Origin of the sequence: Pseudomonas sp. TWP3-1, from assembly GCF_049896625.1 — a bacterium.
Classification (GTDB): domain Bacteria; phylum Pseudomonadota; class Gammaproteobacteria; order Pseudomonadales; family Pseudomonadaceae; genus Aquipseudomonas.
In genome coordinates this window covers 126,308-152,865 of sequence record NZ_JAFCUQ010000016.1, presented here as the reverse complement: position 1 = coordinate 152,865, position 26,558 = coordinate 126,308, and the positions used below count along the sequence as shown (strand labels likewise).

General features: G+C 58.8%; 20 protein-coding genes and 1 pseudogene. 13 read left to right on the top strand and 8 right to left on the bottom strand.

From position 1 onward, the window contains the following. The first annotated feature begins 124 nt into the window (after nt 1–124). From ACP7BN_RS21020 to ACP7BN_RS20995, 6 genes are all read left to right on the top strand, one after another. The gene (locus ACP7BN_RS21020; RefSeq protein WP_426205918.1) at nt 125–1,282 is read left to right on the top strand and encodes an efflux RND transporter periplasmic adaptor subunit; all 1,158 of its coding nucleotides are present in this window, start codon (nt 125–127) and stop codon (nt 1,280–1,282) included. Between the two features lie 15 nt (nt 1,283–1,297). Next, the gene (locus ACP7BN_RS21015) at nt 1,298–4,408 is read left to right on the top strand and encodes a multidrug efflux RND transporter permease subunit (protein ID WP_426205917.1); all 3,111 of its coding nucleotides are present in this window, start codon (nt 1,298–1,300) and stop codon (nt 4,406–4,408) included. Nucleotides 4,409–4,510: 102 nt separating this feature from the next. Further along, nucleotides 4,511–4,954 carry a hypothetical protein gene (locus ACP7BN_RS21010; protein ID WP_426205916.1) on the top strand — a complete coding sequence of 148 codons (444 nt, stop codon included), beginning with the start codon at nt 4,511–4,513 and terminating at the stop codon, nt 4,952–4,954. After that, nucleotides 4,951–5,418: a hypothetical protein gene (locus tag ACP7BN_RS21005; RefSeq protein ID WP_426205915.1), complete on the top strand. Its 468-nt coding sequence runs from the start codon at nt 4,951–4,953 to the stop codon at nt 5,416–5,418. The genes ACP7BN_RS21010 and ACP7BN_RS21005 overlap by 4 nt, the downstream gene beginning before the upstream one ends. Nucleotides 5,419–5,569: 151 nt before the next feature. Continuing rightward, nucleotides 5,570–6,211 carry a DUF1345 domain-containing protein gene (locus ACP7BN_RS21000; protein ID WP_426205914.1) on the top strand — a complete coding sequence of 214 codons (642 nt, stop codon included), beginning with the start codon at nt 5,570–5,572 and terminating at the stop codon, nt 6,209–6,211. A gap of 162 nt (nt 6,212–6,373) precedes the next feature. Beyond that, nucleotides 6,374–6,820 (top strand): hypothetical protein, encoded by a 447-nt coding sequence (locus ACP7BN_RS20995; protein WP_426205913.1) that lies wholly within the window; start codon nt 6,374–6,376, stop codon nt 6,818–6,820. A gap of 57 nt (nt 6,821–6,877) precedes the next feature. Here ACP7BN_RS20995 and ACP7BN_RS20990 read toward each other — a convergent pair whose 3' ends face one another. The 3 genes from ACP7BN_RS20990 to ACP7BN_RS20980 all read right to left on the bottom strand — a co-directional run bounded on the left by ACP7BN_RS20990 (nt 6,878) and on the right by ACP7BN_RS20980 (nt 12,672). Continuing rightward, on the bottom strand, nt 6,878–9,325 hold the full coding sequence (locus ACP7BN_RS20990; RefSeq protein ID WP_426205912.1) for an autotransporter outer membrane beta-barrel domain-containing protein: 2,448 nt from the start codon (nt 9,323–9,325) through the stop codon (nt 6,878–6,880). Between the two features lie 252 nt (nt 9,326–9,577). Continuing rightward, nucleotides 9,578–11,710, bottom strand: a complete 2,133-nt coding sequence (locus tag ACP7BN_RS20985; protein WP_426205911.1) for a hypothetical protein — start codon at nt 11,708–11,710, stop codon at nt 9,578–9,580. Nucleotides 11,711–11,865: 155 nt separating this feature from the next. Beyond that, nucleotides 11,866–12,672, bottom strand: a complete 807-nt coding sequence (locus tag ACP7BN_RS20980; RefSeq protein ID WP_426205910.1) for a hypothetical protein — start codon at nt 12,670–12,672, stop codon at nt 11,866–11,868. Nucleotides 12,673–12,912: 240 nt separating this feature from the next. Here ACP7BN_RS20980 and ACP7BN_RS20975 point away from each other — a divergent pair, with 240 nt between their 5' ends. The 5 genes from ACP7BN_RS20975 to ACP7BN_RS20955 all read left to right on the top strand — a co-directional run bounded on the left by ACP7BN_RS20975 (nt 12,913) and on the right by ACP7BN_RS20955 (nt 18,337). Next, nucleotides 12,913–13,941, top strand: coding sequence for a LacI family DNA-binding transcriptional regulator (locus ACP7BN_RS20975; protein WP_426205909.1), 1,029 nt, complete (start codon nt 12,913–12,915; stop codon nt 13,939–13,941). A 205-nt stretch (nt 13,942–14,146) separates the two neighbouring features. Then, the gene (locus ACP7BN_RS20970; protein ID WP_426205908.1) at nt 14,147–14,929 is read left to right on the top strand and encodes a TIM barrel protein; all 783 of its coding nucleotides are present in this window, start codon (nt 14,147–14,149) and stop codon (nt 14,927–14,929) included. Then, complete coding sequence (locus ACP7BN_RS20965; protein ID WP_426205907.1) at nt 14,922–15,980, top strand: sugar kinase; 1,059 nt, start codon at nt 14,922–14,924, stop codon at nt 15,978–15,980. The genes ACP7BN_RS20970 and ACP7BN_RS20965 overlap by 8 nt, the downstream gene beginning before the upstream one ends. Before the next feature lie 59 nt (nt 15,981–16,039). Beyond that, entirely contained in the window at nt 16,040–17,338 is a 1,299-nt protein-coding gene (locus ACP7BN_RS20960) for an MFS transporter (RefSeq protein WP_426205906.1), read from the top strand. 21 nt (nt 17,339–17,359) lie between these two features. Then, a complete protein-coding gene (locus ACP7BN_RS20955; protein ID WP_426205905.1) occupies nt 17,360–18,337 on the top strand; it encodes a 2-hydroxyacid dehydrogenase in 978 nt (325 codons plus the stop codon). Nucleotides 18,338–18,479: 142 nt separating this feature from the next. Here the strand turns inward: ACP7BN_RS20955 and ACP7BN_RS20950 are convergent, their stop codons facing one another. Continuing rightward, complete coding sequence (locus ACP7BN_RS20950) at nt 18,480–19,667, bottom strand: pyridoxal phosphate-dependent aminotransferase (protein ID WP_426205904.1); 1,188 nt, start codon at nt 19,665–19,667, stop codon at nt 18,480–18,482. Between the two features lie 175 nt (nt 19,668–19,842). Here ACP7BN_RS20950 and ACP7BN_RS20945 point away from each other — a divergent pair, with 175 nt between their 5' ends. Beyond that, nucleotides 19,843–20,598: a hypothetical protein gene (locus ACP7BN_RS20945; protein WP_426205903.1), complete on the top strand. Its 756-nt coding sequence runs from the start codon at nt 19,843–19,845 to the stop codon at nt 20,596–20,598. Between the two features lie 8 nt (nt 20,599–20,606). Here ACP7BN_RS20945 and ACP7BN_RS20940 read toward each other — a convergent pair whose 3' ends face one another. The 4 genes and pseudogenes from ACP7BN_RS20940 to ACP7BN_RS20925 all read right to left on the bottom strand — a co-directional run bounded on the left by ACP7BN_RS20940 (nt 20,607) and on the right by ACP7BN_RS20925 (nt 25,073). Further along, a complete protein-coding gene (locus tag ACP7BN_RS20940) occupies nt 20,607–21,470 on the bottom strand; it encodes a methyl-accepting chemotaxis protein (RefSeq protein ID WP_426205934.1) in 864 nt (287 codons plus the stop codon). Further along, a pseudogene (locus tag ACP7BN_RS20935) lies at nt 21,465–22,232 on the bottom strand (MCP four helix bundle domain-containing protein); the annotation flags it as partial. The pseudogene ACP7BN_RS20935 and the gene ACP7BN_RS20940, both read right to left, overlap by 6 nt. Before the next feature lie 330 nt (nt 22,233–22,562). Next, the gene (locus ACP7BN_RS20930) at nt 22,563–23,705 is read right to left on the bottom strand and encodes a glycerate kinase (protein WP_426205902.1); all 1,143 of its coding nucleotides are present in this window, start codon (nt 23,703–23,705) and stop codon (nt 22,563–22,565) included. A 246-nt stretch (nt 23,706–23,951) separates the two neighbouring features. Continuing rightward, nucleotides 23,952–25,073 carry a sugar diacid recognition domain-containing protein gene (locus tag ACP7BN_RS20925; protein ID WP_426205901.1) on the bottom strand — a complete coding sequence of 374 codons (1,122 nt, stop codon included), beginning with the start codon at nt 25,071–25,073 and terminating at the stop codon, nt 23,952–23,954. A gap of 171 nt (nt 25,074–25,244) precedes the next feature. Here ACP7BN_RS20925 and ACP7BN_RS20920 point away from each other — a divergent pair, with 171 nt between their 5' ends. Next, nucleotides 25,245–26,555, top strand: coding sequence for an MFS transporter (locus tag ACP7BN_RS20920; RefSeq protein ID WP_426205900.1), 1,311 nt, complete (start codon nt 25,245–25,247; stop codon nt 26,553–26,555). Nucleotides 26,556–26,558: the final 3 nt, after the last annotated feature.

Sequence of the window (26,558 nt, the reverse complement as noted above, 5' to 3'; positions counted from 1 at the left end):
GGATATACGCGCTCGCTCGTAACTGAGTAAAACCCTTACACAATTTCACACAGCAGCTACAAAGCTTCACCGCTACCCTCGGCGACTGTCCGTAGGATGCGGCCATCAATATTGGGGGTTGTACATGTCGAAGAATTTGCTGGCCGGCCTCGGCCTGATCGCATTGGCGCTGACGCTGAGTGCCTGTGATAAAGCCTCGAACGCCGAAGAACAGGCGCCACCGGCCACCGTACGCATCGAAACCCTCGAAGCCCGCCCCCTGTCGATCAGCAGCGAGCTGAGCGGGCGTATCGCTGCGCCGCGTATCGCCGAAGTCCGCGCCCGGGTTGCCGGTGTCGTGCTGCAACGCACTTACCGCGAAGGCAGCGACGTGAAAAAGGGTGACGTGCTGTTCCGCATCGATCCGGCGCCATTCAAGGCTGACCTCGACAGTGCCGAAGCCGCGCTGCGCAAGGCCGAGGCCAACGCGTTTCAGGCGAAATTGCAGGAACAGCGTTACGCCCAGTTGATCGATGATCAGGCCGTCAGCGCTCAGGATTACGACAACGCCCGCGCTGCCGCACGCCAGACTGCCGCCGATGTCGCCGCCAACAAGGCTGCGGTCGAACGAGCGAAACTGAATCTGGGTTACGCCACCGTCACTGCGCCGATTTCCGGGCGCATCGGCCGCGCATTGGTCACCGAAGGCGCATTGGTCGGGCAGAACGAAACCACGCCGCTGGCACTGATTCAGCAGTTGAACCCGATCCACGCTGACCTCACGCAGTCCACTCGTGAACTTAACGAGTTGCGCCGTGCCTTCCGCTCCGGCCAGTTGCAGCAGGTCGGTCAGGGTCAGGCCAAAGCCACGCTGATTCAGGACGACGGCAGCCTGTACCCGCTGCCGGGCAAGTTACTGTTCACCGACATCACGGTCGATCCCGGCACTGGCCAGGTCATCCTGCGCAGCGAATTCCCCAACCCGGACCTCGATCTGCTGCCCGGCAGTTTCATTCGGGTGCGCCTCGAACAAGCGGTTATCCAGCACGGCCTCACCGTGCCGCAACGCGCCGTGCAGCGTGACAGTGCCGGCATCGCCCAGGTGCTGACGATTGACGAGCAAATGCGCGTCGCCGTGCAACCGGTGCAACTCGGCGCGGTGCAAAACGACCGCTGGATCGTTACCGGCGGCTTGAAGGCCGGCGACCGCATTGTCATCGAAGGCCTGCAACACGCGCGCGCCGGCGAAATCGTGCAGATCGACGACACACCTCTTCCACTTGCCCAGACCTCTGGTCAGTAAGCAGGACGCTTTTATATGCCGCAGTTCTTTATCGACCGCCCGGTGTTCGCCTGGGTGGTTGCACTGTTCATCCTGTTGGCCGGTGCGCTGGCCATTCCGCAATTGCCGGTGGCGCAGTACCCCGACGTCGCGCCGCCGCAGATCGAAATCTACGCGGTGTACCCTGGCGCCTCGGCGCAGACCGTCGACGAAAGTGTGGTCAGCCTGATCGAGGAAGAGCTAAACGGTGCCGACCACCTGCTGTATTTCGAATCGCAAAGCAGCCTTGGCAGCGCCACCATCAAGGCGACTTTCCAGCCGGGCACCAATCCGGAAATGGCCCAGGTCGACGTGCAGAACCGCCTCAAAGTGGTCGAGTCGCGCCTGCCGCAAGCGGTCAATCAGCAAGGCTTGCAGGTGGAGAAAGTCTCCGCCGGCTTCCTGCTGCTGATCAGCCTGACTTCCAGCGACGGCAAGCTCGATGATGTGGCGCTCAGCGATTACCTCGCGCGCAACGTGATGAACGAGATCAAACGTCTGGACGGCGTCGGCAAGGCCCAGTTGTACGGCGCCGAGCGCGCGATGCGCATCTGGATCGATCCGCAGAAGCTGATCGGTTTCAATCTGACCCCGGCCGACGTGAATGCCGCGATTGTTGCGCAGAACGCTCAAGTCTCGGCCGGCAGCATTGGCGACTTACCGAACCCGAACACTCAGGAAATCACCGCGACGATTCTGGTCAAAGGCCAGCTATCGACGCCGGATGAGTTTGCCGACATCGTGCTCAAAGCCAATCCCGACGGTTCCACCGTGCGCATCAAGGATGTGGCGCGGGTCGAGATCGGCAGTCAGGAATATCAGTTCGGCACTCGCCTGAACGGCAAGCCGTCCACCGCCGTCGGCGTGCAATTGTCGCCGGGCGCCAACGCGCTGAGCACTGCGACACTGGTGCGGGCAAAGATGGATGAGCTGGCGCGCTACTTCCCTGCGGGCGTGGAATACAAGATTCCCTACGACACCTCGCCATTCGTCAAAGTCTCGATCACCAAAGTGGTCTACACCCTGGGCGAAGCGATGCTGCTGGTGTTTGCGGTGATGTTCCTGTTCTTGCAGAACATCCGTTACACGCTGATTCCGACGCTGGTGGTGCCAGTTGCGCTGATGGGCACCTTTGCGACGATGCTGGCGCTGGGGTTCTCGATCAACGTGCTGACCATGTTCGGCATGGTGCTGGCCATCGGCATTCTGGTAGACGACGCCATCGTGGTGGTGGAAAACGTCGAACGGATCATGGCTACCGAAGGCCTGTCACCGAAAGAAGCCACGCGCAAAGCCATGCAACAGATCACCGGGGCGATCATCGGCATCACCCTGGTGCTGGTGGCTGTATTCATTCCGATGGCGTTCATGCAGGGTTCGGTCGGGGTGATTTACCGGCAGTTCTCGTTGTCGATGGCCACCTCGATCCTGTTCTCGGCGTTCCTCGCGCTGACCTTGACCCCGGCGCTGTGCGCAACGTTGCTCAAGCCACTGGCCAAGGGCGAACACCATGAAAAAACCGGCTTCTTCGGCTGGTTCAACCGCCGCTTCGAGCAACTGACTGACCGCTACCAGAGCTGGGTCGGCTATGCGTTGAAACGCACCGGGCGTTACCTGCTGATTTACGGCGTGCTGTTGATTGGCTTGGGCCTGTGCTTCGCGCGCCTGCCCTCCTCTTTCCTGCCGGTCGAAGATCAGGGTTACACCATCACCGATATCCAGCTGCCACCGGGCGCGACCAAGAATCGCACCGTGCAAGTGGCCGAGCAGCTCGAAGCGCACAATAGTGGCGAGCCGGGCATCAGCGACAGCGTGGTGATTCTTGGCTTCAGCTTCTCCGGCAGCGGCCAGAACGCGGCGCTGGCATTCAGTACTTTGAAGGATTGGTCGGAGCGTGGCAGCGATGATTCGGCGAGTTCGATTGCGGATCGCGCCAACATTGCTCTGAGCCAGATCAAGGACGCCATGGCGTTCTCGGTATTGCCGCCGCCAGTTGACGGTCTCGGCACCTCCAGCGGTTTCGAATTCCGCTTGCAGGATCGCGGCGGTCTTGGCCACGCGACATTGATGCAGGCACGCACCGAACTGCTGGCCGCCGCCGAAAAAAGCCCGGTGCTGATGAACGTGCGCGAAAGTGCGCTGGCCGAAGCGCCGCAAGTGCAGCTTGAGGTGGATCGCAAGCAGGCTAATGCCCTAGGCGTCTCGTTTGCTGACGTCGGTAACGTGCTGTCCACCGCAGTTGGTTCATCGTACGTCAACGACTTCCCCAATCAGGGGCGTATGCAACGCGTTGTGGTGCAAGCCGAAGGCGACCGCCGCAGTCAGGTCGATGACTTGCTGAAAATGCATGTGCGCAACGATGCTGGAAAAATGGTGCCGCTGTCGGCATTCGTCAGAGCCACATGGACCCAAGGCCCGGCACAGTTGACCCGCTACAACGGCTACCCGGCGATCTCGATTTCCGGTGAGCCGAAACCCGGTCACAGCACCGGCGAAGCGATGGCGGAAATCGAACGACTCGTCGCGCAAGGCCCGAAAGGCCTGGGTCAGGAATGGACCGGATTGTCGTTGCAGGAACGCTTGTCCGGCAGCCAGGCGCCGATCTTGCTCGGTCTGTCGCTGCTGATCGTGTTCCTGTGTCTGGCGGCGCTGTACGAGAGCTGGTCGATTCCGACGTCGGTATTGCTGGTGGTGCCGCTGGGCGTGCTCGGTGCTGTGCTGGCGGTGTCGTTGCGCGGGATGCCCAACGATGTGTTCTTCAAAGTTGGCTTGATTACGATCATCGGTCTGTCGGCGAAGAACGCGATTCTGATCATCGAGTTCGCCAAGAGTCTGTATGACGAAGGTCACGACCTGATTGATGCCACGCTGCAAGCAGCACGCCTGCGCTTGCGACCGATCGTCATGACTTCGCTGGCCTTCATTCTCGGCGTGGTGCCGCTGGCGATTGCCACGGGCGCGAGTTCGGCGAGCCAGCAGGCGATTGGCACCGGGGTAATTGGCGGGATGATTACGGCGACGCTGGCGGTGATTTTTGTGCCGGTGTTCTTTGTCGTAGTCATGAAGCTGGTGCGTAAATATTCTGGCAAGAATGAACATTCGTCATAAAAAAATTCGTGGTTATACCTGTCAACTTTGGCAGGTTCGCTGATCGCCTTTAGCCTTTAGGCTGGCTCCTGTCACATCAGACTAATTAAGCAGGAGCTACACATGACAAATGTAAGGGGCAATGCAAGTGGCTTTTTGAAAGCCACGACAACCGATCCCGAACTTCAGAATTTTGACGCAGAAGAAATGTTTTATTCCGTGGTTGGGGGGCGCTCCTTGCAGGGGTGGGCTTCTTTGTCAGCTTGGCCGAACGAGCGAAGAAACATCGCCTTCAACTTCGTTGACGGCGGTGACATCCCCAACCAGACCTTCGATTTCGCCACCAGTCCCGAGGTTTCAGCCACGTGGTGGAAAAGTACATCCGGCAGTAGCGAGTCTCCCTATTACGCGAATAGCGGTACCGTTACTGTCAGTGTCAACGCCGCCACAGATACAGCCACGGCAAAGTTCCACTTCACTGCTGTAGCACCGAATGGCAAAGACCAGGTTACGGTTGCCGGAGAGCTGGATCTCGCGCCGAACGACCAAGGGAGCGTCAACCTATGACTGCCGCACTTACAACATCCGCAGGCACTCTGACTGCTGATGTCGATGGACTGGAACCGCCGGTGAAAGATAGCTATTCAGCGGAAACAGTACAGCTCACTGCGCAGTTCGATTCATCCTTCAAGCAACAGGCCTGGACTGCTCGGGGGGAATGGTGGATTGATGGCCGTCCGAGACGGAGTCTGAGCATTGTTTTGAACGTGGCACAAACCGCCAGTTTGAATACCGTCTACGACTTCAAGGCCGACTCCCATCTGGTCAGTGCAGTATTCGTGGAAAGACTTGCAGTTGGCGTGGATCCGTTTTACCAGGCGATCCAAGGCTCCGTTACCTTTCTCGGTTTTCCGGCTACCGGTTCGGACAAGGGCCAAATAGAAGCCATGTTCGGATTCCTTGGCCAGAACGCAGACGCGGTTCCGAAAACCGTGACGGTTTTCAAAGGCAAGCTTCAGATCCAAAACTGACGGACTCATGAGTCCGCCCTGCTGTAACAAAAAACCTTGAGCTTCCGTCCATGCTGACAAAGCCTCAAGGTTTTTTGTTCAGCAGCCCAACGCCTGCCAAACTCGACACCCATGCTATGGTTCGCTCGACGCCGTCACCACAGAGCCCTCCATGCGCTTCTTCGCCCTCACCCATCCTCGCCTCTCTGCCGCCGCCCTGCTCGGCGTCGCCGTCGGCCTGCTGGCTCCCGCCGAATCCATCATCAGCAAAATTCTCATCGGCTGGAACGCCGGGGTCTGGACCTACCTGATCCTGATGCTCTGGCTCGCCGGCCGCGCCAAGGCGCCGGACGTCAAACGCATCGCCGAAGTCGAGGACGAAAACGCCGGGCTGGTGTTGTTCGTAGTATGCATTGCAGCGCTCGCCAGCCTGGCTACCATCGCTTTCGAACTGGCCGGCAGCAAGAATCTGGATACCACACAAAAACTGCTGCACTACGGCTTCACTGCGCTGACAGTGATCGGCTCATGGCTGCTGATCGGGGTGATTTTCTGTGTGCACTACGCGCGGCTTTTTTACACCTGGAACGGCAAGGAGCCAGCGTTGCGTTTCGCTGAAGGACTGACCACGCCCAATTACTGGGACTTTCTGTACTTCTCGTTCACCATCGGCGTGGCCGTGCAGACGGCGGATGTCGGTGTGGCCACGCGGGACATGCGCAAGATCGTGCTGGCGCAGTCGTTGATCGGGTTTGTGTTCAATACGGCGATTCTGGGTTTTTCGATCAACATTGCTGCCGGTTTGTTTGGGTGAACCGTCAGTCGCGCGCAGGGTAATTCGCTCACAGATTTCAAGCGCTGTAACCTGTCAAGTCTGACAGTATACAAGCCGTACGAAACACGCTTTTATGATGCATCCAGACTTAGGGTCGAACGGCCTTTGGATACTTCCCTAAAGTGAACGGAGATCCTACTCATGAACGCTGTGATCAGACGCACCAGTTTTGCCCCCGGTAATTTCGTGACTGCCAAGGCTTTCGCCAGCGCCGGGACGCCTTTCACGGATTTCGTTGCATCTTCTCGCCTGATTGGTGCAATAAAGGTTGGCGTCAACAAGGTGGACGCAGAACAAATCGTGGCCATCGATCGACCACCTTCGGCAACTAAAGCCAAGACCAATCCGGCGCGGGAGCTCACGCTCATCGTTCCGAAGTCCTACCCGGTAGGCAAACACATAATCAACAGCAGCTCCGATGTAGCGCTCAGTTTTAAAGATGGCAATGAGATCAGCGAGGCTATTTCAGGTCACATCGAAATCAAGCCTGCAAGCGGGCAGAATGTCGCGGCCAACTTCAACGTTGTGCTCGATAAGGCTGATGGCTCTACGTATCAGCTCGTCGGAGATGTGCAAGTCTTGAAGTGATACCCACAGCATGCAAAAAAAGGGAAGCCAACGCTTCCCTTTTTCATGTCTTGATCCTCAAAACTTGAAATGCGCCCCCATGTTGACGCCGTAGTCCTTGGTCACGCTATCGCCCTTGCGGGTGTCCAGTTCTGCGTGCAACTGCCAGCGGTCATTCAAGGTCCAGGATGCGCCAGCGGCGGCTTCAACACCTGTGCCCGACAGATCATTATTGAATTTGTTGCGGTTGACTCGCACCTCATTGGTTTTCACAAACTCATGCACCGCAGCCAAACGCACATGGGGTTGTAATACGCTGCCATTCGCCAACTTCATGCCACGTCCCAACGTCACGCCCGCCTTGCCAAGCATGGAACGAGTGGTGTCGGCGTCGACACTCAGGCCATTGTCCAGACGGAAATCCTTGCCCTGCACCGAGGCTGCCTGCCATTGGGTGAACGGCTCGGCGTAGTAGCCTTCCCCGAGTTCAAAGCGCTTACCGAACTCCACCGACGCGCTGGCACCGAGGTTGTTGTAGCTGCCTTTGGTCTTGGTGTTATCGCTCAGCATCACATCGGCTTTGTTACGGAAATGATTGAGCTTTGCCACCGTATCCAGGTAATAACCGCGATCGCCGAACCAGGTGCCGTAGATGCCGAGTGATGTACTGCCGATTTCTGCAGAACTGCCACGGGTCAAATCCAGATCCGACTTGCTGTAACCGGCAAACACGCCGACCAATACCCGCTCGCCTGCAATCTGCACCGGAGTGTCGACACCCAACGACCCACCATACTGTTGCTGGCGGAAACCGTTTCCGTATGCGTTGTTGCTGATGCTGTACTGGCTGCCGAACGAACGGACCCATCCACCCGTTTGCCCGCCATTGACGCGTAAATCACCCATGCGATTATTCAGCAAAACCGTTTCGCCATAGATCACCGTCGGGGACATGCCGGCAATGGCCAGCGCCGCACGGGTCGGCGTACTGATCACGGTTTTGTCCGGTCGCAGAAACCAGTCATCGCCTTCCTTCACCAAACGATAAGTGAACGCGCCGACATCCACACGGTTGTTTACTACACCGTATTGCGCTGCCGAAGCCACGCTCTGCACCACTTTGATGGAGGAGTCGTTGACCGGATCAAGCCCCGAGCTGGTGACTATGAATTCATGAGTTCCGGAGGCGCTACCAGTGACATTCAGCAAATCGCTGATGCCTTGATTGAAGTCGGTGCCGATCCTGAACTGACCGTTGCCCGACAGGTCGACTACGTTCAGTTGCAAGTACTGCTGGGGCGAGCCCAACTCTACAGCGCCGCCATTACCGAGTGACAGATTATTCACAGACTGACTGCTGGTCATTTGCCAGAGCGCCTGATTATTGATAGCGAAGTTGCCGACGTTGTTCACTTCCCCCCTCAGACTCGCACCGTTATCCAGAGTCAGGTTCGAAACACTGCCCGCCGCCGCATTGAAATTGCCGATCATGCTGCTCTTGTTATTGAGAGACGCACTGGCGACATTGTCCAGATCGCCGGTCAGCGTCGAACCATTATCCAGCATCACACTGGAAGCCCCCAGCACATTGCCCGCCATGTGTGCCTGGTTGTTCAACACAGCCGTTGTGACGTTTTGCAAGTCGCCAGTCAAAGATGCATTGTTTTGTAGCGTGACGTTAGCGGAGCTGCCAGACACTACCGTGACATTGCCGGTCAAGGCGCTGTTGTCTACAAGGAAGCCGGCCGAGGCGCCCTGTCTGACTTCCAGCAAGGTGTTGTTGCCAGCCACCAGCGTCGAGCCATTGCGGACCTCAATATCGGCCACGGTCGGAAAGTTCGGTGCGTTGATGCCAACGACCAGGGCCGATCCGGTAACACCTTCGACCCGGGTGCTGTCGAGGATGATTTTGGTGGGAATGACGGCAGCCACCCGGGTGTCGGTGCCCACGGTTACCCCGTTGAGACCGCCGGTAATCGTGCTGCCGGTTGCCGACAGTGAACCTTCCAGCATCCGTATTCCGAAACTGGTATTACCCGTTCCTTCAACGGTGGAATTATTCAGGTTTATTACACTGAACCGATTGCCAGCAATGCCCCCCTGCAAACCTCGAACAACGGAACCATTGCGCAGCGTGACGCTCGATCCCCCCACACTGGTGGGGTTGCGGACGGCCGAAATACCAATAGCGGCCGCACTTGTCACAGTCGAATTATCCAGGTTGGCGCTCGCGTTGGTCAGGAAAATCCCTGAACCGGTGGCGGCGCTTACATTGGAGCCAGTCAGATTGATCAAACCACTGGCAGAGCTTGTCATCCCTAGCGTCGTGGCATTTGTGGCGTTCAACGTGGCGTTGGTTTGCAACTGCCAGGACTGCACAGGGGTTGTGCCGTCAATCGGTAGCGTGGTGCCTGACGGTACGCTGCCCGCATAGACCATCGACGAACTGATCATCACAGGCATCAGGGTCAACAGCCGGAAACTGAATGAAGTCTTGTGGAACGGGGGGTGCGATTTCGGCGACATAAGTGAGTCCTACTCGATTGCATTCCGTAAGGAACGAGTGTCCGGCTCAAACAAGTCGCGAGCCGGAACTGAAAGGCCGCCAGACTACGGATAACTTTCCCAGGGATATGTAGGATTAATCTTCGTCTCCGTACGATTTATCCCCTTGTATCGTAAGAGCATCCGTATCTGACTTCGCTTCCTCGGATCAGGGCGACAATTGCTGTCACCCTCATCCTCAGAAGTTTCACTCGAAGTACTGTTGATCCATGATCAAGGACGGTTCGTCTCGCAATACACCAGGCTCGAGTTCAACAGCGCCACGCCGACGATGATCGAAGCCGTAATGCCGTTGACCACATACTCGATGTACGCGTATTGAGTAGCCGGACGCAGGCCCGGGCCGGGGCTTGGGTTCTGAATTGGGCGGATGAAGCTGTACGCCACATCAAATTCAAGCGGGCCCGTCGCCGGCATCGGCTTCGAATCGGTGAACAGCGTGTTAGGTATCACCGCCCCACCCACCGCGTTGGTCACGCGCCCCTCGAATTTGAACGCCACCGTTGCGCCTGCCGGAATATTGAGATCCCGATCGACCCGAACCCGCAACTTGCGTGGTGCATACGGCGGCATTGGCCCGTTCGCCACCACCGGGTGATCCTGGCTCGGGCAATTGATGGCGGTCACTGCACGCTCTGGAACAAGCGTCCCGGTCGCGGTCCTGAATGCCGAAACGATGATTTTTGGCGCCGGCAGATTGATCACGACAGCTGTTACATCCACACGCGTTGGAGGTGTTTGCGTCATCGGATTCGAGCTGCCGGGGTACGAAACGGTGATATAAGCCAAGCGCGCGTTCGCACCGCTGCCGTTCTGCTCCGCCAGTATTGTTGCCCAAGGCAGCGGCGTGGAAACAGTTGTCTGCCCCGCCTGCACGCCCACCGGAGTACCGACTTGCTTGCCCTGATAGAAGAACGTGACGATTTCACGACCGGTAATTGGCCGGTTAGGGTCAGTCCACAGGTTCCAGGTCATGGTCGCATCGAGGCCTGCCTGTGCCGGACCAAGTGTGTTCGGCGCAGGGACGGGAGTGCCGCCACCTTGAACCACCACCGGGACGATATTAGGGTTTTCCAGATCAGGCAGATTTGGCTGCTCCGGCCCGGCATACGAGAAGTCGACAATGCCGAATTGTTGAGGTGCAGAAACCGGATTGACTGGAATCGTCGCGCGAATCAATTCGTACCAGTACTCAAACTGTTGGTCAGTCTGCCCGTTCGGATCGCCAAAGACTTGTGCCAAAAAGTCGTAACCGATCCCGAACTTCAGTGGGCCCGTTGTGCCTGGCGCTGGAATCGGCTGTTCCGGCAGATCATAGACGTTGCCGTTTGCATCCTGGATGTGTGGCAGGATCCGGTCGCCCTGAAGCGAATTGAGCGGGAAATCGATCTCCATCACCGCCGCATTGGGATCAGGTTTGAAACTCGCAAAGGTAATAGGCGTTTGCCCATTGGGATTGGTGATCGGGATCCTTGGAATGTCCAATACCGGAGCCGGTGCGCTGACTCGATTGAACAACAATGTGACTGCCGAACTGTTGCTGATATTGCCCGGTGCATCCTTGAGGTTGTAGGCGTAATAATACGACCCATCCTTTAACGCTTGCAGAGCGGCCAGTGGAATATTGACGCCCCCGCCAACCGGCAACGGGAAATCGGCTACTGCGGCGCCCTCACCCTGCATACCGGAAAATGTTGTCTGGGTAGACAAGTAGAAGTTGAGAAGATCGAGCCCTGCTTCGAACTTTTGATAGGCGGTGGGAATGGTGATGTTCAAACCACCGACGTTGGCCGCGTCAGCCAGCCAGGCGTCATCGATGATGGTTGGCACGCCTGTTTGGCTGATCAGAGCAGGCCGATTACCAGTTGCGTTGCCAGTACCGGGTTGACGTTGGTACGGCGCGGTTAGATCGACAAAGAACTTAAGAGTCGGCGTGGACAAATCCGCGTTGTCGAAGGAGTCGTAAATAATGAACGAGGCGCCATACTCGGCGTACTCGCCGGCCGCATCGAACTTGTCGACCAAAGCACTGAGCGCAGCGCCAGTCAGGTCAAAATCGACGGGAAAAGCCCAGTCGCCTGTAGGCTGGCTGGCTTTCAACTGTGTGGCGACTACATACCTGTCGTCAAACTCTACGGGCTCGTAACCCTTTGGGTAGACCAGCAGCTCGATTCTATGGGCGCCATCGGGAGATTTATCATCAACATCGGCCAGTTGCATGGTGACTTTGCGATCAACCCTCAACTGCTGATAAGTCAGTCGGTCGCCAGCGATCAATCCGACGATTGTTGGAGGCAAGGCAAGAGCACCACCATTACCACCACCTGTTTTAACCTGCATATTCATGTTCGTGAACTCCATCGATGAGTTAGTTGTTGAATCATCAACGTTGTTTCCCAATGAAATTTCTCGCGACTGCAGGCTGCTTGGTCATGGGATTGACGTCTGTTCCAGCGTTTTTTTCTACTGTTGTCTTGCGGTTGAACTCGAATCTGATTACGTCATGGTCCACATGAAACACTCTGCCCCGGTATGCCCCGATCGAACTTGACGAGTTCCACCGCTGATTTGCCCAACGCAACGCCATTGCGGTACAGGGTGTAAGAGGCAAGCGCCGATGCGTTTATTTCCATCGGTTTTATGTGTTTGTCGTAATGGATGCTTTCAATTCTGAAATCGAACCCTTGGGGCGAGGTGGCTTCCTGCTGCGACAGGGTTTTTGGAAGGCGTAGCGCCGTGCCGGGAATAGCGTTGACTCCGTTCAGAGTGGTGAACCCCCCCCAATCCAGTTCGCACACATCGTTCGCCCGGAACCGCCCCGGTTGTGCTGGCACTCGAATGATCACCACCACCCAGATCGGGGGTGACGTAGTGCAATTGAAATAGCCCCACAAGGTTGCGTTGGGGAATGTCACTTCCTTCAGATTGATCGGAATCGAGCGCCGGAGAATGAAGTCCTGCGGTATCGCGTCATCTTCGTTACCGGTGTCGCCGGCAGTCACTCGGTACCTGAGCGTGCAGCTGCCGATCAGTTGCAGGTACTGAGCAGGCAGATGGATCGAACCTGGAAACACCACAGGAAACGGGTACGTGCTGCTATGAAAGCGGGTCTCGGAAGATGCGCCTGGCTCTCGTATCCAGACTTCCAGCAAATCACGGGTGCCTGGTTTGAGCGTCGGTGCTACCCAAGGCGGAATTCGCAGCGTTACACCATTGATATGGGCATCCGCAGGCAGCACCTGATCGGCACCAACACCATCAATGGTCAACGGCAGGGCAAATATTCCTACGGCTTTCTTGGCGCTCATCCAGTGCTCTCCCTTCACCTTAAAAAGATTCCGCGGTGGGGGAAATTAAACGCAGTAATCCAACTTTCGCCTACTGTCAGATCTGACAGGTTTCATGACCGCTGGTCGGAATTGCACTGGGTGCCCTACTCGGTCAGGAGCTTTCAGGCTTGACGAGTCGAGGTTTAATGCGGTTATCTGAAACCGGTTTCAGCCTTGCCAGGCTGATTCACATAATTCCAATAAAAAGGCTTTTCATCCGTGAACGATTTCTCCGCCGCCCAACGCAGCCGCGTCACCATGCTCGACGTCGCCGAACACGCCGGCGTATCCAAGGCCAGCGTCTCGCGCTTCATTGGTGATGACCGCGCCCTGCTCTCGGATGCCATCGCGCAGCGCATCGAGCAATCCATCGCCGAACTTGGCTACAGCCCGAATCAGATGGCCCGTGGCCTGAAGCGCGGCCGCACTCGCCTGATCGGCATGCTGGTGGCCGATATCCGTAATCCTTATTCGATTGCCGTGATGCACGGGGTGGAAACCGCTTGCCGTGCGCACGGCTACAGTCTGGTGGTGTGCAACACCGACCGCGATGACGAGCAGGAACGCCAGCACCTGGCGCTGCTGCGCTCGTACAACATCGAGGGGCTGATCGTGAACACCCTTGGCCATCACCGGAATGAGCTGCATGAGTTGCAGCGCGAGATGCCGTTGGTGTTGGTGGATCGCAAGGTCGATGGGCTCGACAGCGATATGGTCGGATTGAACAACCCGCAGGCCATTGAGATGGCGCTGGATCATCTTGAGTTGCGTGGCTATCGGGAGATCTTGCTGATCAGCGAACCGTTTGACGGCACCAGCTCGCGGATCGAGCGGGTTGCGAGTTTTCAACAGCAGATTGCGCAGCGGCCGGGCTTGAGCGGCGCGGTGCTGGAAACCGGGCCGCAGCTTCCTACAGAAATTCACACTTTTTTAAACACGTCTGGCGACCAGCCGAAAGCGCTGTTCTGCGCCAACGGCGTGGCGGCGCTGGCTTGTACGCTGGCCTTGCGCGAGATCGGTGCCCGGTTGTTTGAGGACGTCGGGCTGATCGCGCTGGATGATCTGGATTGGTATCCGTTGGTGGGGAGCGGGATTACCGCGCTGGCCCAGCCGACGGCGGAGATTGGTGCGCGGGCGTTTGAGTGTTTGCTCAAGCGCTTGCGTGGCGATACCGAAGCGGTTCGGACATTGGATTTTGCGCCGGTGCTGGTTGAGCGTGGGTCGACCCGTGAAGTTGGCGGTGTCTGATCTGACGCTATCGCTGGCAAGTCGAATCGTCGCACCACAGCTCCCACAGGTTCAGAGGTGTACCAAGCCTTTGTGTACGACCCGGACACTGTGGGAGCTGCGGTGCGACGATTCGACTTGCCAGCGATGAGGCCGTAAAGGACAACACAGAAATACCTGATATTTTTTTGAACAAAAATGAAACCGGTTTCAGAGGTCAATAACAATGAATAAACCTGCCGTTTCCATCAGCCTGTCCAGCTACGGCGCCGAGCTTGTGCGTCGTCGCGGGCAAGGCTCTTTCATTGAGGTACTGGCCGCCGCTGGCGCCAATCGCATCGAGTGGCGCGAAGAGTTGCTGACCAACGAAGTGTCCGCGCAACTCGCCGCTGCCACTCAAGCGCAAGGCCTGCAAAGCATCTATTCATCACCCAGCGAATTATGGCTGGCCGGTCAGGCGCGGCCCAATCCCGAGCTGATCAGCGCGCTGCAAAACGCCGAGGCGTTCGGCTCGAAGTGGCTGAAAGTCTCGCTGGGGTTTTTCACCGACAACTGCGATCTGCAAACCCTCGCGCAAATCATTCAGCAGAGTTCGGTACAGCTTCTGGTGGAAAACGACCAGACCCTGCACGGCGGACGCATTGAACCATTTCAGCGCTTCTTCGCCGCTGTCGAGCAACACAATTTGCCGGTCAAGATGACTTTCGACATCGGCAACTGGCAATGGCAAGACCAGTCCGCCACCAGTGCTGCACGCCTGCTGGGTCGGCATGTCGGCTATGTGCACTGCAAAGCCGTGAACCGCCGCGCCGACGGCAAACTGGTGGCGGTGCCGCCGGCCGCCACTGACCTGCATCTGTGGGAACAACTGCTGCGGCACATGGACCAAGGCGTCATGCGCGCTGCCGAGTATCCCTTGCAGGGCGATGACCTGGTGCAACTGACCAGCGAACACGTCGCCGCCCTCGCCCGCCTCGGCCAATCCCGTCTGGAGCCTGCTCATGTCTGAGATCGATATTCTGTCGTTCGGCGAAACCATGGCCATGTTTGTCGCCGAACAGAGCGGTGATCTGGCGGCGGTCGGCGAGTTTCACAAAAGGATTGCCGGGGCCGACAGCAACGTCGCCATCGGACTTTCGCGGCTGGGCTTCAAGGTTGCGTGGTTGAGCCGGGTCGGCGCTGATTCGCTTGGGCGATTCGTGGTCGAAACGCTCGCGCGCGAAGGTCTGGATTGCAGCCATGTCGAAGTCGACCAGGCGCACCCCACCGGGTTTCAGCTCAAGTCGCGCAGTGACGATGGCAGCGATCCCCAGGTCGAGTATTTCCGCCGTGGCTCGGCAGCCAGTCATCTATCGCCGCAATCCATCACAACGACACTGCTCGGCGCGCGCCATTTGCATGCCACCGGCATTCCGCCAGCCCTGTCGGCTTCGGCGCGCGAAATGTCTTTTGAACTGATGACGCGAATGCGCAACGCCGGGCGCAGCGTTTCTTTCGATCCGAATCTGCGTCCGAGCCTGTGGCCCAGCGAGCGCGAGATGATCAGCGAGATCAACCGCCTCGCCGCCCTCGCCCACTGGGTTTTGCCGGGGTTGAGCGAAGGCCGTTTGCTCACCGGTTTCGAAGATCCTGCGGACATCGCCGCGTTTTATCTGGATCAAGGCGCCGAAGCTGTGGCGATCAAGCTTGGGCCGCAGGGCGCGTATTACCGCACGCAGCTGGATCAGGGTTTTGTTGCCGGTGTGCCGGTGGCGAAGGTGGTCGATACGGTGGGTGCCGGTGACGGGTTTGCGGTGGGGATGATCAGTGCGTTGCTTGAACATCAGAGTTTTGCCGAAGCGGTGAAGCGTGCGAACTGGATTGGCAGTCGTGCGGTGCAGAGTCGTGGGGATATGGAGGGTTTGCCGACTCGATCTGAAATGTGCGGTGAATTTGAGGCCGCCATCGCTGGCAAGTCGAATCGTCGCACCGCAGCTCCCACAGGTTTCTCGGATGAATCAAAGATTGGGCTAACACCACAACCCCCTGTGGGAGCTGGCTTGCCAGCGATGAGGCCCTGACAGACAAAAGATTTTTTTGAACCTGCTGCGACAAAAACAACAAGCTCAGGAGCAACACCATGAAAACCGCAACCCTCGCCGCCCGCCGCTGGTGGTACATCATGCCCATTGTGTTCATCACCTACAGCCTGGCGTATCTGGATCGCGCCAACTACGGTTTCGCCGCCGCGTCCGGCATGGCCGAAGACCTGATGATCACCCCGGGCCTGTCATCGCTGCTCGGCGCACTGTTCTTCCTCGGTTACTTCTTCTTCCAGGTGCCCGGCGCGATCTACGCGCAAAAGCACAGCGTGAAGAAGCTGATCTTCGTCAGCCTGATCCTCTGGGGCGGCCTCGCCACCCTGACCGGCGTGGTTTCCAACGCGTATTGGCTGATCGTCATCCGCTTCATGCTCGGCGTGGTCGAAGCCGCCGTGATGCCGGCGATGCTGGTCTATCTGTGCCACTGGTTCACCCGCGCCGAACGCTCACGCGCCAACACCTTTCTGATCCTCGGTAATCCGGTGACCATGCTGTGGATGTCGGTGGTCTCGGGTTATCTGGTACAGCATTACTCGTGGCGCTGGATGTTCATCATCGAAGGCTTGCCGGCGGTGCTCTGGGCATTCATCTGGTGGAAACTGGCCGATGATCGTCCGGCCGAAGCCAAGTGGCTCAGCGCTGAGGAAAAGCATGATCTGGAAAGTGCTTTGGCCGCTGAACAGGTCGGAATCAAAGCGGTGAAGAACTACGCCGAGGCGTTTCGTTCGCCGAAGGTGATCATTCTGGCGTTGCAGTTCTTTTGCTGGAGCATCGGCGTTTACGGTTTCGTGTTGTGGCTGCCGTCGATCCTCAAGGCTGGCGCGCAAATGGACATGATCGAGGCCGGTTGGCTGTCGGCGTTGCCGTATCTGGCGGCGGTGATCGGCATGCTGCTGGTGTCGTGGGGTTCGGACAAATTGCAGAAGCGCAAACGCTTCGTCTGGCCGCCGCTGCTGATCGCCTCGGTGGCGTTCTACGGCTCCTACGCCCTGGGCGCGGAACATTTCTGGTGGTCGTACACGCTGCTGGTGATCGCCGGCGCCTGCATGTACGCGCCTTACGGGCCGTTCTTTGCGATCGTCCCGGAGATTCTGCCGGCCAATGTCGCCGGCGGCGCCATGGCGCTGATCAACAGCATGGGCGCGCTGGGTTCGTTCGGCGGCTCGTATCTGGTCGGCTATCTGAACAGCTCCACGGGTTCGCCCGGCGCTTCGTATTTGCTGATGAGCGGCGCGCTGATGTTTGCCGTGGTGCTGACGATTTTCCTCAAGCCCGGCGCCAGTGACCGGGTAGTTGCCAAGCCGGTTGCGCCACGTCCGCTGCCGGCCCATTCCTGAATTTATAGAGAGATGCCCGCGATGAACAAGCAGGTTGTGTTGTACAAAAAACTGTCGCCGGCGCTGATGGCGCGGCTGCAAGAACAGTTCGACCTCACGCTGATCGACAGCCTCGACGCCGATGGCCTGATGAAGCTGCGTGATGCCCTGCCCGGCGCCCACGGTCTGCTCGGCGCGAGTCTGAAACTGGATGCAGCGTTGCTTGATCTGGCGCCCAGGCTGGAAGCGATTGCCAGCGTCTCGGTGGGCGTCGACAACTACGACATCGACTACCTGACCCGGCGCAAAATCGCCCTGAGCAACACCCCGGATGTGCTCACCGAAACCACTGCCGACACCGGTTTCGCGCTGATTCTGGCCAGCGCCCGGCGTGTGGTAGAACTGGCGAACATGGTGCGCAACGGTCAGTGGCAACGCAACATCGGCCCGGCGCACTTCGGCACCGATGTGCATGGCAAGACGCTGGGCATTATCGGTATGGGGCGGATTGGCGAAGCGCTGGCGCAGCGTGGGCATTTCGGCTTTGGCATGCCGGTGATTTATCACAGTCAGTCGCGTAAACCGGCGGTTGAGGAACGTTTCGATGCGCAATACCGCAGCCTTGAGGATTTGTTGCAGCAGGCAGATTTCGTTTGTCTGACCTTGCCGCTGACTGCGCAGACCGAGGGCTTGATTGGCGCTCAGCAGTTTGCGTTGATGCGCCCGGACAGCATCTTCATCAACATCTCGCGCGGCAAGGTTGTGGATGAGGCGGCGTTGATTGACGCACTGAGTAATGGGCGGATTCGCGGGGCCGGGCTGGATGTGTTTGAGCGCGAACCGCTGAATCAGGATTCGCCGTTGTTGCAGTTGGGCAACGTGGTGGCGACGCCGCATATGGGTTCGGCTACGCATGAGACGCGTGAAGCGATGGCGCGTTGTGCGGTGGATAATTTGCTCGCGGCGTTGAGTGGGGAGAAGCCTGCGAATCTGGTGAATCCAGCGGCTTGGCAGGGCTGAGATTCGCGGTGTCTGTTCTGGCCTCATCGCTGGCAAGCCAGCTCCCACAGGGATTTGTGTTGTTCACAAATCATATGGACACCAAGGAAACTGTGGGAGCTGGCTTGCCAGCGATGGCGCCAGCACTGTCACCACAAAAACATCAAGCACTCCGAACCTGGAGCAACTGCGCCGCACACAGCGCTATCCGCGCACAGGCATCCGCCAGCTTCACCCGATCCACCACCAACCCAATGCGAATATGCCCCGCCGCACTCGGCCCGAACGCTTCCCCCGCCAACACCGAAACCCCATACCCCTCCAGCAAGCGCTCGGCAAAATCCTGCGCTCCAAGCCCGGTTTCGCGCACATCGACCATCACGAACATGCCGCCATCGGGCTGGATCGGGTACAACCCCGGACAGCCGCGCAAGCGCTCGCACACCAGATCGCGACGCAGCCGATATTCCTCGCGCATCTGCGTCACTTCCGGAAGATCTTTTTCGAACGCCACCTGCGCGGCTTTTTGCACAAAATCCGGCAGCCCGAACAACATACTCAGTGACAGGTTTACCAAATGTTCGGCCAGGGTTTTCGGCCCAATCACCCAGCCGATGCGCCACCCGGTCATCGCATGGGATTTCGACAGACTATTGATAGTCGCAGTACGCTCGGCCATGCCCGGCAAACTCGCCGGGCTGACGTGTTCGCCTTCATAGAGCAGGTCGCTGTAAACCTCGTCGCTGATCAGCCACAGGTCATGGCGAATGCACAGCGCAGCCAGTTCCTGCCAGATCAACAGCGACAAACTCGCGCCGGAGGGATTGTTCGGACTATTGAGCAACATCGCCCGAGTCTTGGATGTGATACGCGCCGCAACATCCGCCGGATCCACGCGAAAACCGTTTTCCGGGCGCACCGGCACCGGAATCACCCTTGCGCCGCAAGCGCCGAACACGCCTTCGTAAGTCACGTACATCGGCTCGGCGACAATCACTTCATCACCCGGATCAAGCAGACATTGCGCCACCGAATACACCGCGCACTGCGCGCCCGGCAGCACGATCACATGCTCGGCATCGACGACCTGACCGCTGCGCCGCTGATGGCGCTCGGCGATGCGCGTGCGCAGCTCAACCCGGCCGCGTACTTCGGAATAATGCGTGTCGCCAGCCAACAGACTATCGATGGCGCCGTGAATGATCGGCAACGGCGTATCGAAATCCGGATCGCCCACCGACAGCAGCAACACATCGATACCTTGTGCACGTAACTCCAGCGCCCGGTCATGAATCCGCCAGGCCGCTGCACCCTCCCCGGCAATACGTTGGGTCAAGGCTGAAAAGCGCATGTACGTCTCCTGATCGCGCGGTGTCCAGCCTTCACCCTATCTCAAATCACGAAACGTGCCACTTTCAGCAGGCTCCCCCTGTCAGGTTTGACAGTATCGGGAATTGCGCGTCCGTCGTTAAATGCCTTGAGCCTGCTGCACGTTGAAGCGACGGGCACCTTAAAGGGATATGGATATGGCAACTTTTGCGGCGTTAACAATCACTGATGCGCTGTCTGGCCATGGTGAGTCGAACAATCCGGTCTACCCGCAGGAGAACCTGCTGCCAGTGTGGGCCAGTTTGTTTGACTTAGGATTGGAAGTCCTCCGCCCGTGGCCGGGCTCGGCGATTGACGGGCAGACGGATGAAGTAACACTGTGGGTGAAACTGCCTGACGGAACCTTGGTGGAGGTAGACACGTGGAAGCTCCCAGGCCTGATCACCTTCCCGCTGAGCCTGAAACTGCCGCGACAGTATCTGGTGGCTGGCGTCAGCCAAATCCACATTGAGGTGCACACCGACGACGGAACAATGCACACGTCTGAGCGAGCGCTATTCACCATTGACCCTCGCACACCGCTCGATGACGCCACACCGGACGAGCCATGGGTGCCTGAAGAAATCACCAAGGGCCCCGGTGTGACCATCGGTTATCTGAATGCGCACTGCAATGTCGTCAAGATCGAGATTCCTGCATATTCAGGAAGTCAGTACGGTGACACTGCCCAGATATTTTTCGGTCCACCGAATGCGCCAAAAGTCGCGGAGGTGCTGATTGACCCTTCAGCAGCCTCAACTGTCGTCGCGCTACCTCGGCATCTGTTTGCGCGCGACGGCAGTGGTGTGCGCCTCCTGCACTACAAGATCGTCAGTCGAGCAGGCATTGCCTCGCAAGATTCGATGGCAGAATTTATCCGGGTCAACTTTGCGCCGACTTCAAATCAAGCGTAATTCGCGGCTCAAATCACAAACCGCGCCACCATCGCGTTTAAATCCACCGCCAGACGCGACAGTTCGTGGGTCGCGGCGCTGGTTTGATTGGCGCCGGCGGCCGATTGCGTGGCGAGGTCGCGGATGTTCACCAGGTTGCGATCGACTTCGCGCGAGACCTGCGCCTGTTCTTCCGAAGCGCTGGCGATTACCAGGTTGCGCTCGTTGATCTGGTGAATCGACTGCGTAATCTGCTCCAGCGCGACGCCGGCAGCGCGGGCCATTTCCAGCGTGGATTGGGTGCGCTGGTTGCTTTGCTGCATCGAGTTGACCGCTTCGCCAGTACCGTTCTGGATACCGGCGACCATTTTCTCGATTTCCTGGGTCGATTGCGCAGTGCGATGCGCCAACGCGCGCACTTCGTCTGCGACCACGGCGAAACCGCGCCCGGCTTCACCGGCACGCGCCGCTTCGATCGCGGCGTTGAGTGCCAGCAGGTTGGTCTGTTCGGCGATAGCGCGGATCACGTCGAGCACTTTGCCAATGTCGCGACCTTGTGCAGCGAGGCCTTCGATCATTTGCGCGGTGTTCTGCACGTCGTGGGTCATGGTCTGGATCGCGTCGACGGTTTTCACCACTTGATCGCGACCTTCGCGCGCGGCGTGGGTCGACTGGTTCGAGGCTTCGGAGGTTGACACGGCGTTGCGCGCGACTTCTTCCACCGCTGCGGTCATTTCGTTGACGGCGGTGGCGGCTTGTTCGATTTCGTTGTTTTGCTGTTGCAGACCACGCGAAGCTTCTTCAGTCACGGCGCTGAGTTCTTCGGCAGCGGCACCCAGTTGCGTGGCGGAACCGGCAATCTGTTCGATGGTTTTGCGCAGATTGGTCTGCATTGCCGACAAGGCTTCGAGCAGGCGCGCCGGCTCGTCGTTGCCATCAACCTCGATGGCTTTGGTCAGGTTGCCGCCAGCAATGGTTTGCGCAGCGAGCACGGCGCGGTTCAACGGCGTGACGATGCTGCGAGTCAGCAGCCAGGCCAGAAGAACGGTCAGCAATGCAGCGATCACGGCCACGCCGATGATCCCGGTGATGGCGCCACTGTATTGCTCGCCGGCATGGTTCGACGCGGTTTTGGCGTCAGCAGCGTTGAACGCGATCAGCTTGTTCAACTGCTCGCCCATCTGATCGGTGCCGTCCTTGATGCGCGTGTTGATCAAGCTACGCATCTCGTCAACCTTGCCTTGGCGCGACAGCTCCAGCATCTGGTTTTGCGCTTGCACGTAGTTGTCCAGCGTGTTCGAGAATGTCTGATACAGCGCACGTTCTTCCGCGCCTGCCGGCAGTGCCGCATAACTTGCCTGTGCACTGCGCACCTTGTCGACCAGCACGCCAATGCGCGTTTGCGCCTCCTGCAGAGCCGCCGGTTCGCGGTTGACCAAAACCCGGAACGAGAGAATACGCAGGCGCAGTACGTTTTCGGTGACCACGCTGAGCTGGCTGACGCTTGGCAGTAGGGTCTGCTCCATGTCGATGGAGGCCTGACGGATGACGCCCATGCGATTGACGGCGAAAACGCCGAGCACAATCACCAGCAAGGCGATAAAGGCAAAACCGAGGAAGGCACGCGGCGCGATATTCAGATTACGCAAGGACATAGTTGGACTCTCGGATGATAGAAACTACGAGCGTCCCTGCCCTGATCACTGGCCCGTGGGGTGGGCTTCAGTCCGGCGTCACTGTTTCAGGAAGTCTTGTGTGCGCCTGTTAGCTGTATCGGCCAGGCTTGAGGAAATTCGCAGGTGCAGATGAAATATTTTTCACGGTGTTACACCCATGAAACACTGTGGCGCTGCTGATCATCTGTGGCGAGGGAGCTTGCTCCCGCTGGGCTGCGAAGCAGCCCTACCGATCACTGCTCACCGGACTTGCGACTGCTGCGCAGTCGAGCGGGAGCAAGCTCCCTCGCCACAGGATATATGCGCTGTTCAGTTGTTGCCGGTCGCTATGCGCCAGACCCGCGCAATATCAGTCGCACGTTCGCGCAACAACCGCGGCACTTCTGCGCAGGCTTGTTCCAGAGTCATTGGGCCACTGGTGACCGCGAAAGCCGCGTCGATGCCGTGTTCGTAAAGCTCCTGATAACCCTCGCCCAAAGTACCGGCAATGACGATCACCGGCACGCCGTGTTGCTTGGCGATGCGTGCCACGCCGAACGGCGTCTTGCCACGCAGGGTTTGCGCATCGAAGCGCCCTTCCCCGGTAATGACCAGATCCGCGCCTTCGACTGCTTCGGCCAGACCGACCAGTTCCGCAACCACCTCAACTCCAGCCTGAAACTGCGCGTCGAGAAACGCCTTGGCGGCAAAACCCAGGCCGCCGGCCGCACCGCTGCCCGGTTCGTCGCGCACATCTTTGCCCAGCGCCTGCGCACAGAGTTCTGCGAAGTGGCCCAGCGCCTGATCCAGTTGCTGTACCTGCACCGGCGACGCGCCTTTTTGCGGGCCGAAAATCGCCGAGGCACCGTGCGGACCACACAGTGGATTGTTGACGTCAGCCGCGATGTCGAAACGCACTTGCGCCAGACGTGGATCGAGTTCGCTCAGATCGAGTCGCGCCAGTTGTGCCAACGCCAGACCACCGGGCACCAGCGATTGGCCTTGAGCGTCGAGCAACTTCACACCTAGCGCCTGCATCGCACCGGCTCCGCCGTCATTGGTGGCGCTGCCGCCGATGGCCAGAATCACCCGTTGTGCGCCGGCATCCAGCGCCGCGCGGATTAGCTCGCCAGTGCCGAAGGTGCTGCTGATGCACGCATCGCGTTGGGTCAGTGGCACCAGTTGCAGACCGCTGGCCTCGGCCATTTCGATGATCGCGGTGTGGTTGTGCGGCAACCAGCCCCACGCCGCATCAACCGCTGCGCCCAGCGGACCGCGCACCCGAGTGCGACGCAGTTCGCCTTCGCACGCGGCGAGAATCGACTCGACCGTGCCCTCGCCGCCATCCGCCATCGGGCACTTGACGATTGTGGCGTGCGGCCAGACCTGCACCAGGCCCAAAGCAATGGCCTCGGCAACGCCTTGGGCACTCAGGCTGTCCTTGAACGAATCGGGGGCGATGACGATTTTCATGCGAATTCTCCAGTTCCAATGCTCCTCATCCTGCCAGTCGGCATGGGCATTGACGCCTGTCGGCTGCACAAATCGGGTTGGCGTTTTTTGTTCTTTTCTACAAAGGCGCTGGAATCGAGGCTGAATGTCCCGCCGCCATCGCTGGCAAGCCAGCTCCCACAAGGATCTTCAGCGAACAAAAATTTTGTGTACAACTCCAAACCCTGTGGGAGCTGGCTTGCCAGCGATGGCGGCCTCAAGAACACCTCACACAATGGAATCGGTTTGGGGTAGCAATTGCACACCGAGATACAGCGCCAGCATGCCGTCCAGGCGCAGCGGATCGAGCCCGCTAAGCTCGGCAATCCGCTCCATGCGGTAGCGCAGACTGTTGCGATGAATCCCCAGCGCATCCGCACAGGCCTGACTCTGGCCGTCGTGCTCGCACCAACTGCGCAGCGTCGCCAGTAGCTGACCGTTGCTGTCCTTGGCGATGACCTTGCGCAGCGGCTTGAGCAACTCGTCCAGCGCATCATCATTGCGATGGCGCCAGAGCATCACCGGCAGGCGATAGCGATTGAGGTTGAGCAGTCGCGAACGCGGCAGCACTTCGCGACCATAGGCCAGCAAATCCGCCACGCGCCGGTAACAGCGCCGCAACCCGGTCAGCCCATCAGCCTGCCCGCCGACGGCGATACGCAAGATGTTCCAGCCCAGACCGTCGAGCTTTTCCAGCAAGCGCTCATGCTCGATCGTCTGGCTCGCCGGCCGACACCAGAGCAGCGACGACTTCGCCGAACTCACGCACCAACTGTCCGGATAGCGCGAAATCAGCCACGCACTCAGCGCCTCGACGGTTTGCCCCGGTGCGTGCTCCAGACCCAACTCGAACAGATACGGCACTCGCGTCAGTTGTGGTTTGAGGCCCAATTGCTGCGCTTCATCCAGCAATCGCGGCGAATCGCCCGCTTCGGTCAGCAACAATGCGAGCAAATCATCACAACGTTGTCGCCGCCATTGTTGCTCGGCTTGCTGATTACGCTGGCCAACCAGCATTTCGGCGGTCATGCGCACCAGCTCCGCGTAAGTGCGCAGCAGCTCCGGCTCGCCGGTGATGCCAAGCACGCCGATCAAGCGCTGATCGAGCAACAACGGCAAGTTGATCCCCGGCTGCACGCCTTTCAAATGCACGGCGGTTTGCGCGTCGATCTCCACCACCCGGCCGTTGGCCAACACCAGTTGCGCGCCTTCGTGGCGGGTGTTGATGCGCTCCGGCTCGCCGCTGCCAAGGATCAAGCCCTGGCTGTCCATGACGTTGACGTTGTACGGCAAAATAGCCATGGCCCGGTCGACGATGTCCTGAGCGAGGTCGTGATCGAGTTCGAACATAGCGGCGGGAATCCTTTTAAACAGGCGCGGACGGTTGGTCACCCGCACAGGGTCTGGCGGTAAACCCTGTGCTCAGGCACAAAGACAATCCGGCCACAGGTGGCCGAGACTCTCAGGGCGATCAACGTTACCCTTTGCATCGCAAAAAATCATAATAAAGAGAGAGCCGCTATGTCGCAGAGCGCCGCAGCTACCCAGACCATCGTTGACGATAAAAACGCCGTCTACAAACGCATCACCCTGCGTTTGATCCCCTTCATTTTCATCTGCTACTTGTTCAACTACCTCGACCGGGTCAACGTTGGATTTGCCAAACTGCAGATGCTCGACGCACTGAAATTCAGCGAAACCGTCTACGGCCTCGGGGCCGGGATCTTCTTCATCGGCTACGTGCTGTGCGGCGTGCCGAGCAACCTGGCACTGAGCAAATTCGGCCCACGGCGCTGGATCGCGCTGATGATGATCACTTGGGGCACGCTGTCGACATGCCTGCTGTTCGTCACCACGCCCACCGAGTTCTATACCTTGCGCCTGTTCACCGGCGCGGCCGAAGCCGGGTTTTTCCCGGGCGTGGTGTTGTATCTCTCGCAATGGTTCCCGACCTTCCGCCGTGGGCGGATCATGGCGCTGTTCATGTCGGCGATCCCGGTGTCCGGCCTGCTCGGCAGCCCGTTTTCTGGCTGGATCCTCAACCACTTCGCAGCTGGCCAGGGCGGCCTCGCCGGCTGGCAGTGGATGTTCCTGCTGCAAGGTATTCCGACGGTGATCCTTGGCGCGCTGGCGTATTTCCTGCTCAGCGACAGCTTCGCCAACGCCAAATGGCTGACCCCGCATGAGCGCGCAGTGCTTGAGGCGGATCAGGCTGAAGACTTGGCCAACAAACCGAAAACCACCACTGATTCACTGGTCGCGGTGTTCAAGAACCCGGCCATCTGGGCCTTCGGCCTGATCTACTTCTGCATCCAGAGCGGCGTGTACGCGATCAACTTCTGGCTGCCGTCGATCATCAAGAACCTCGGTTTCAGCGACAACCTGGTGATTGGCTGGCTGAGTGCGATCCCGTACTTGCTGGCGGCAGTGTTCATGCTGCTGGTCGGGCGCTCGGCGGATCTGCGCAAAGAGCGCCGCTGGCATCTGGTGGTGCCGATGTTGATGGGCGCTGTCGGTCTGGTGATCGCAGTGAATTTTGCCGCGAATCCGGCGATCGCGATTCTCGGCCTGACGATCGCGACCATGGGCGCGTTGACCGGACTGCCAATGTTCTGGCCAGTGCCGACCGCGATGTTGAGTGCAGGTGCGGCTGCGGGTGGGCTGGCGTTGATCAACTCGATGGGGCAGATGGCAGGGTTCCTCAGCCCTTACCTCGTGGGTTGGGTCAAAGACAGCACTGGCTCTACCGATGCGGCGCTTTATCTGCTGGCGGGTGTAATTGTTGGCGGGAGCCTGCTGGCGTTGCGGATGACGCGGACGTTGCGGGTTTAAGCT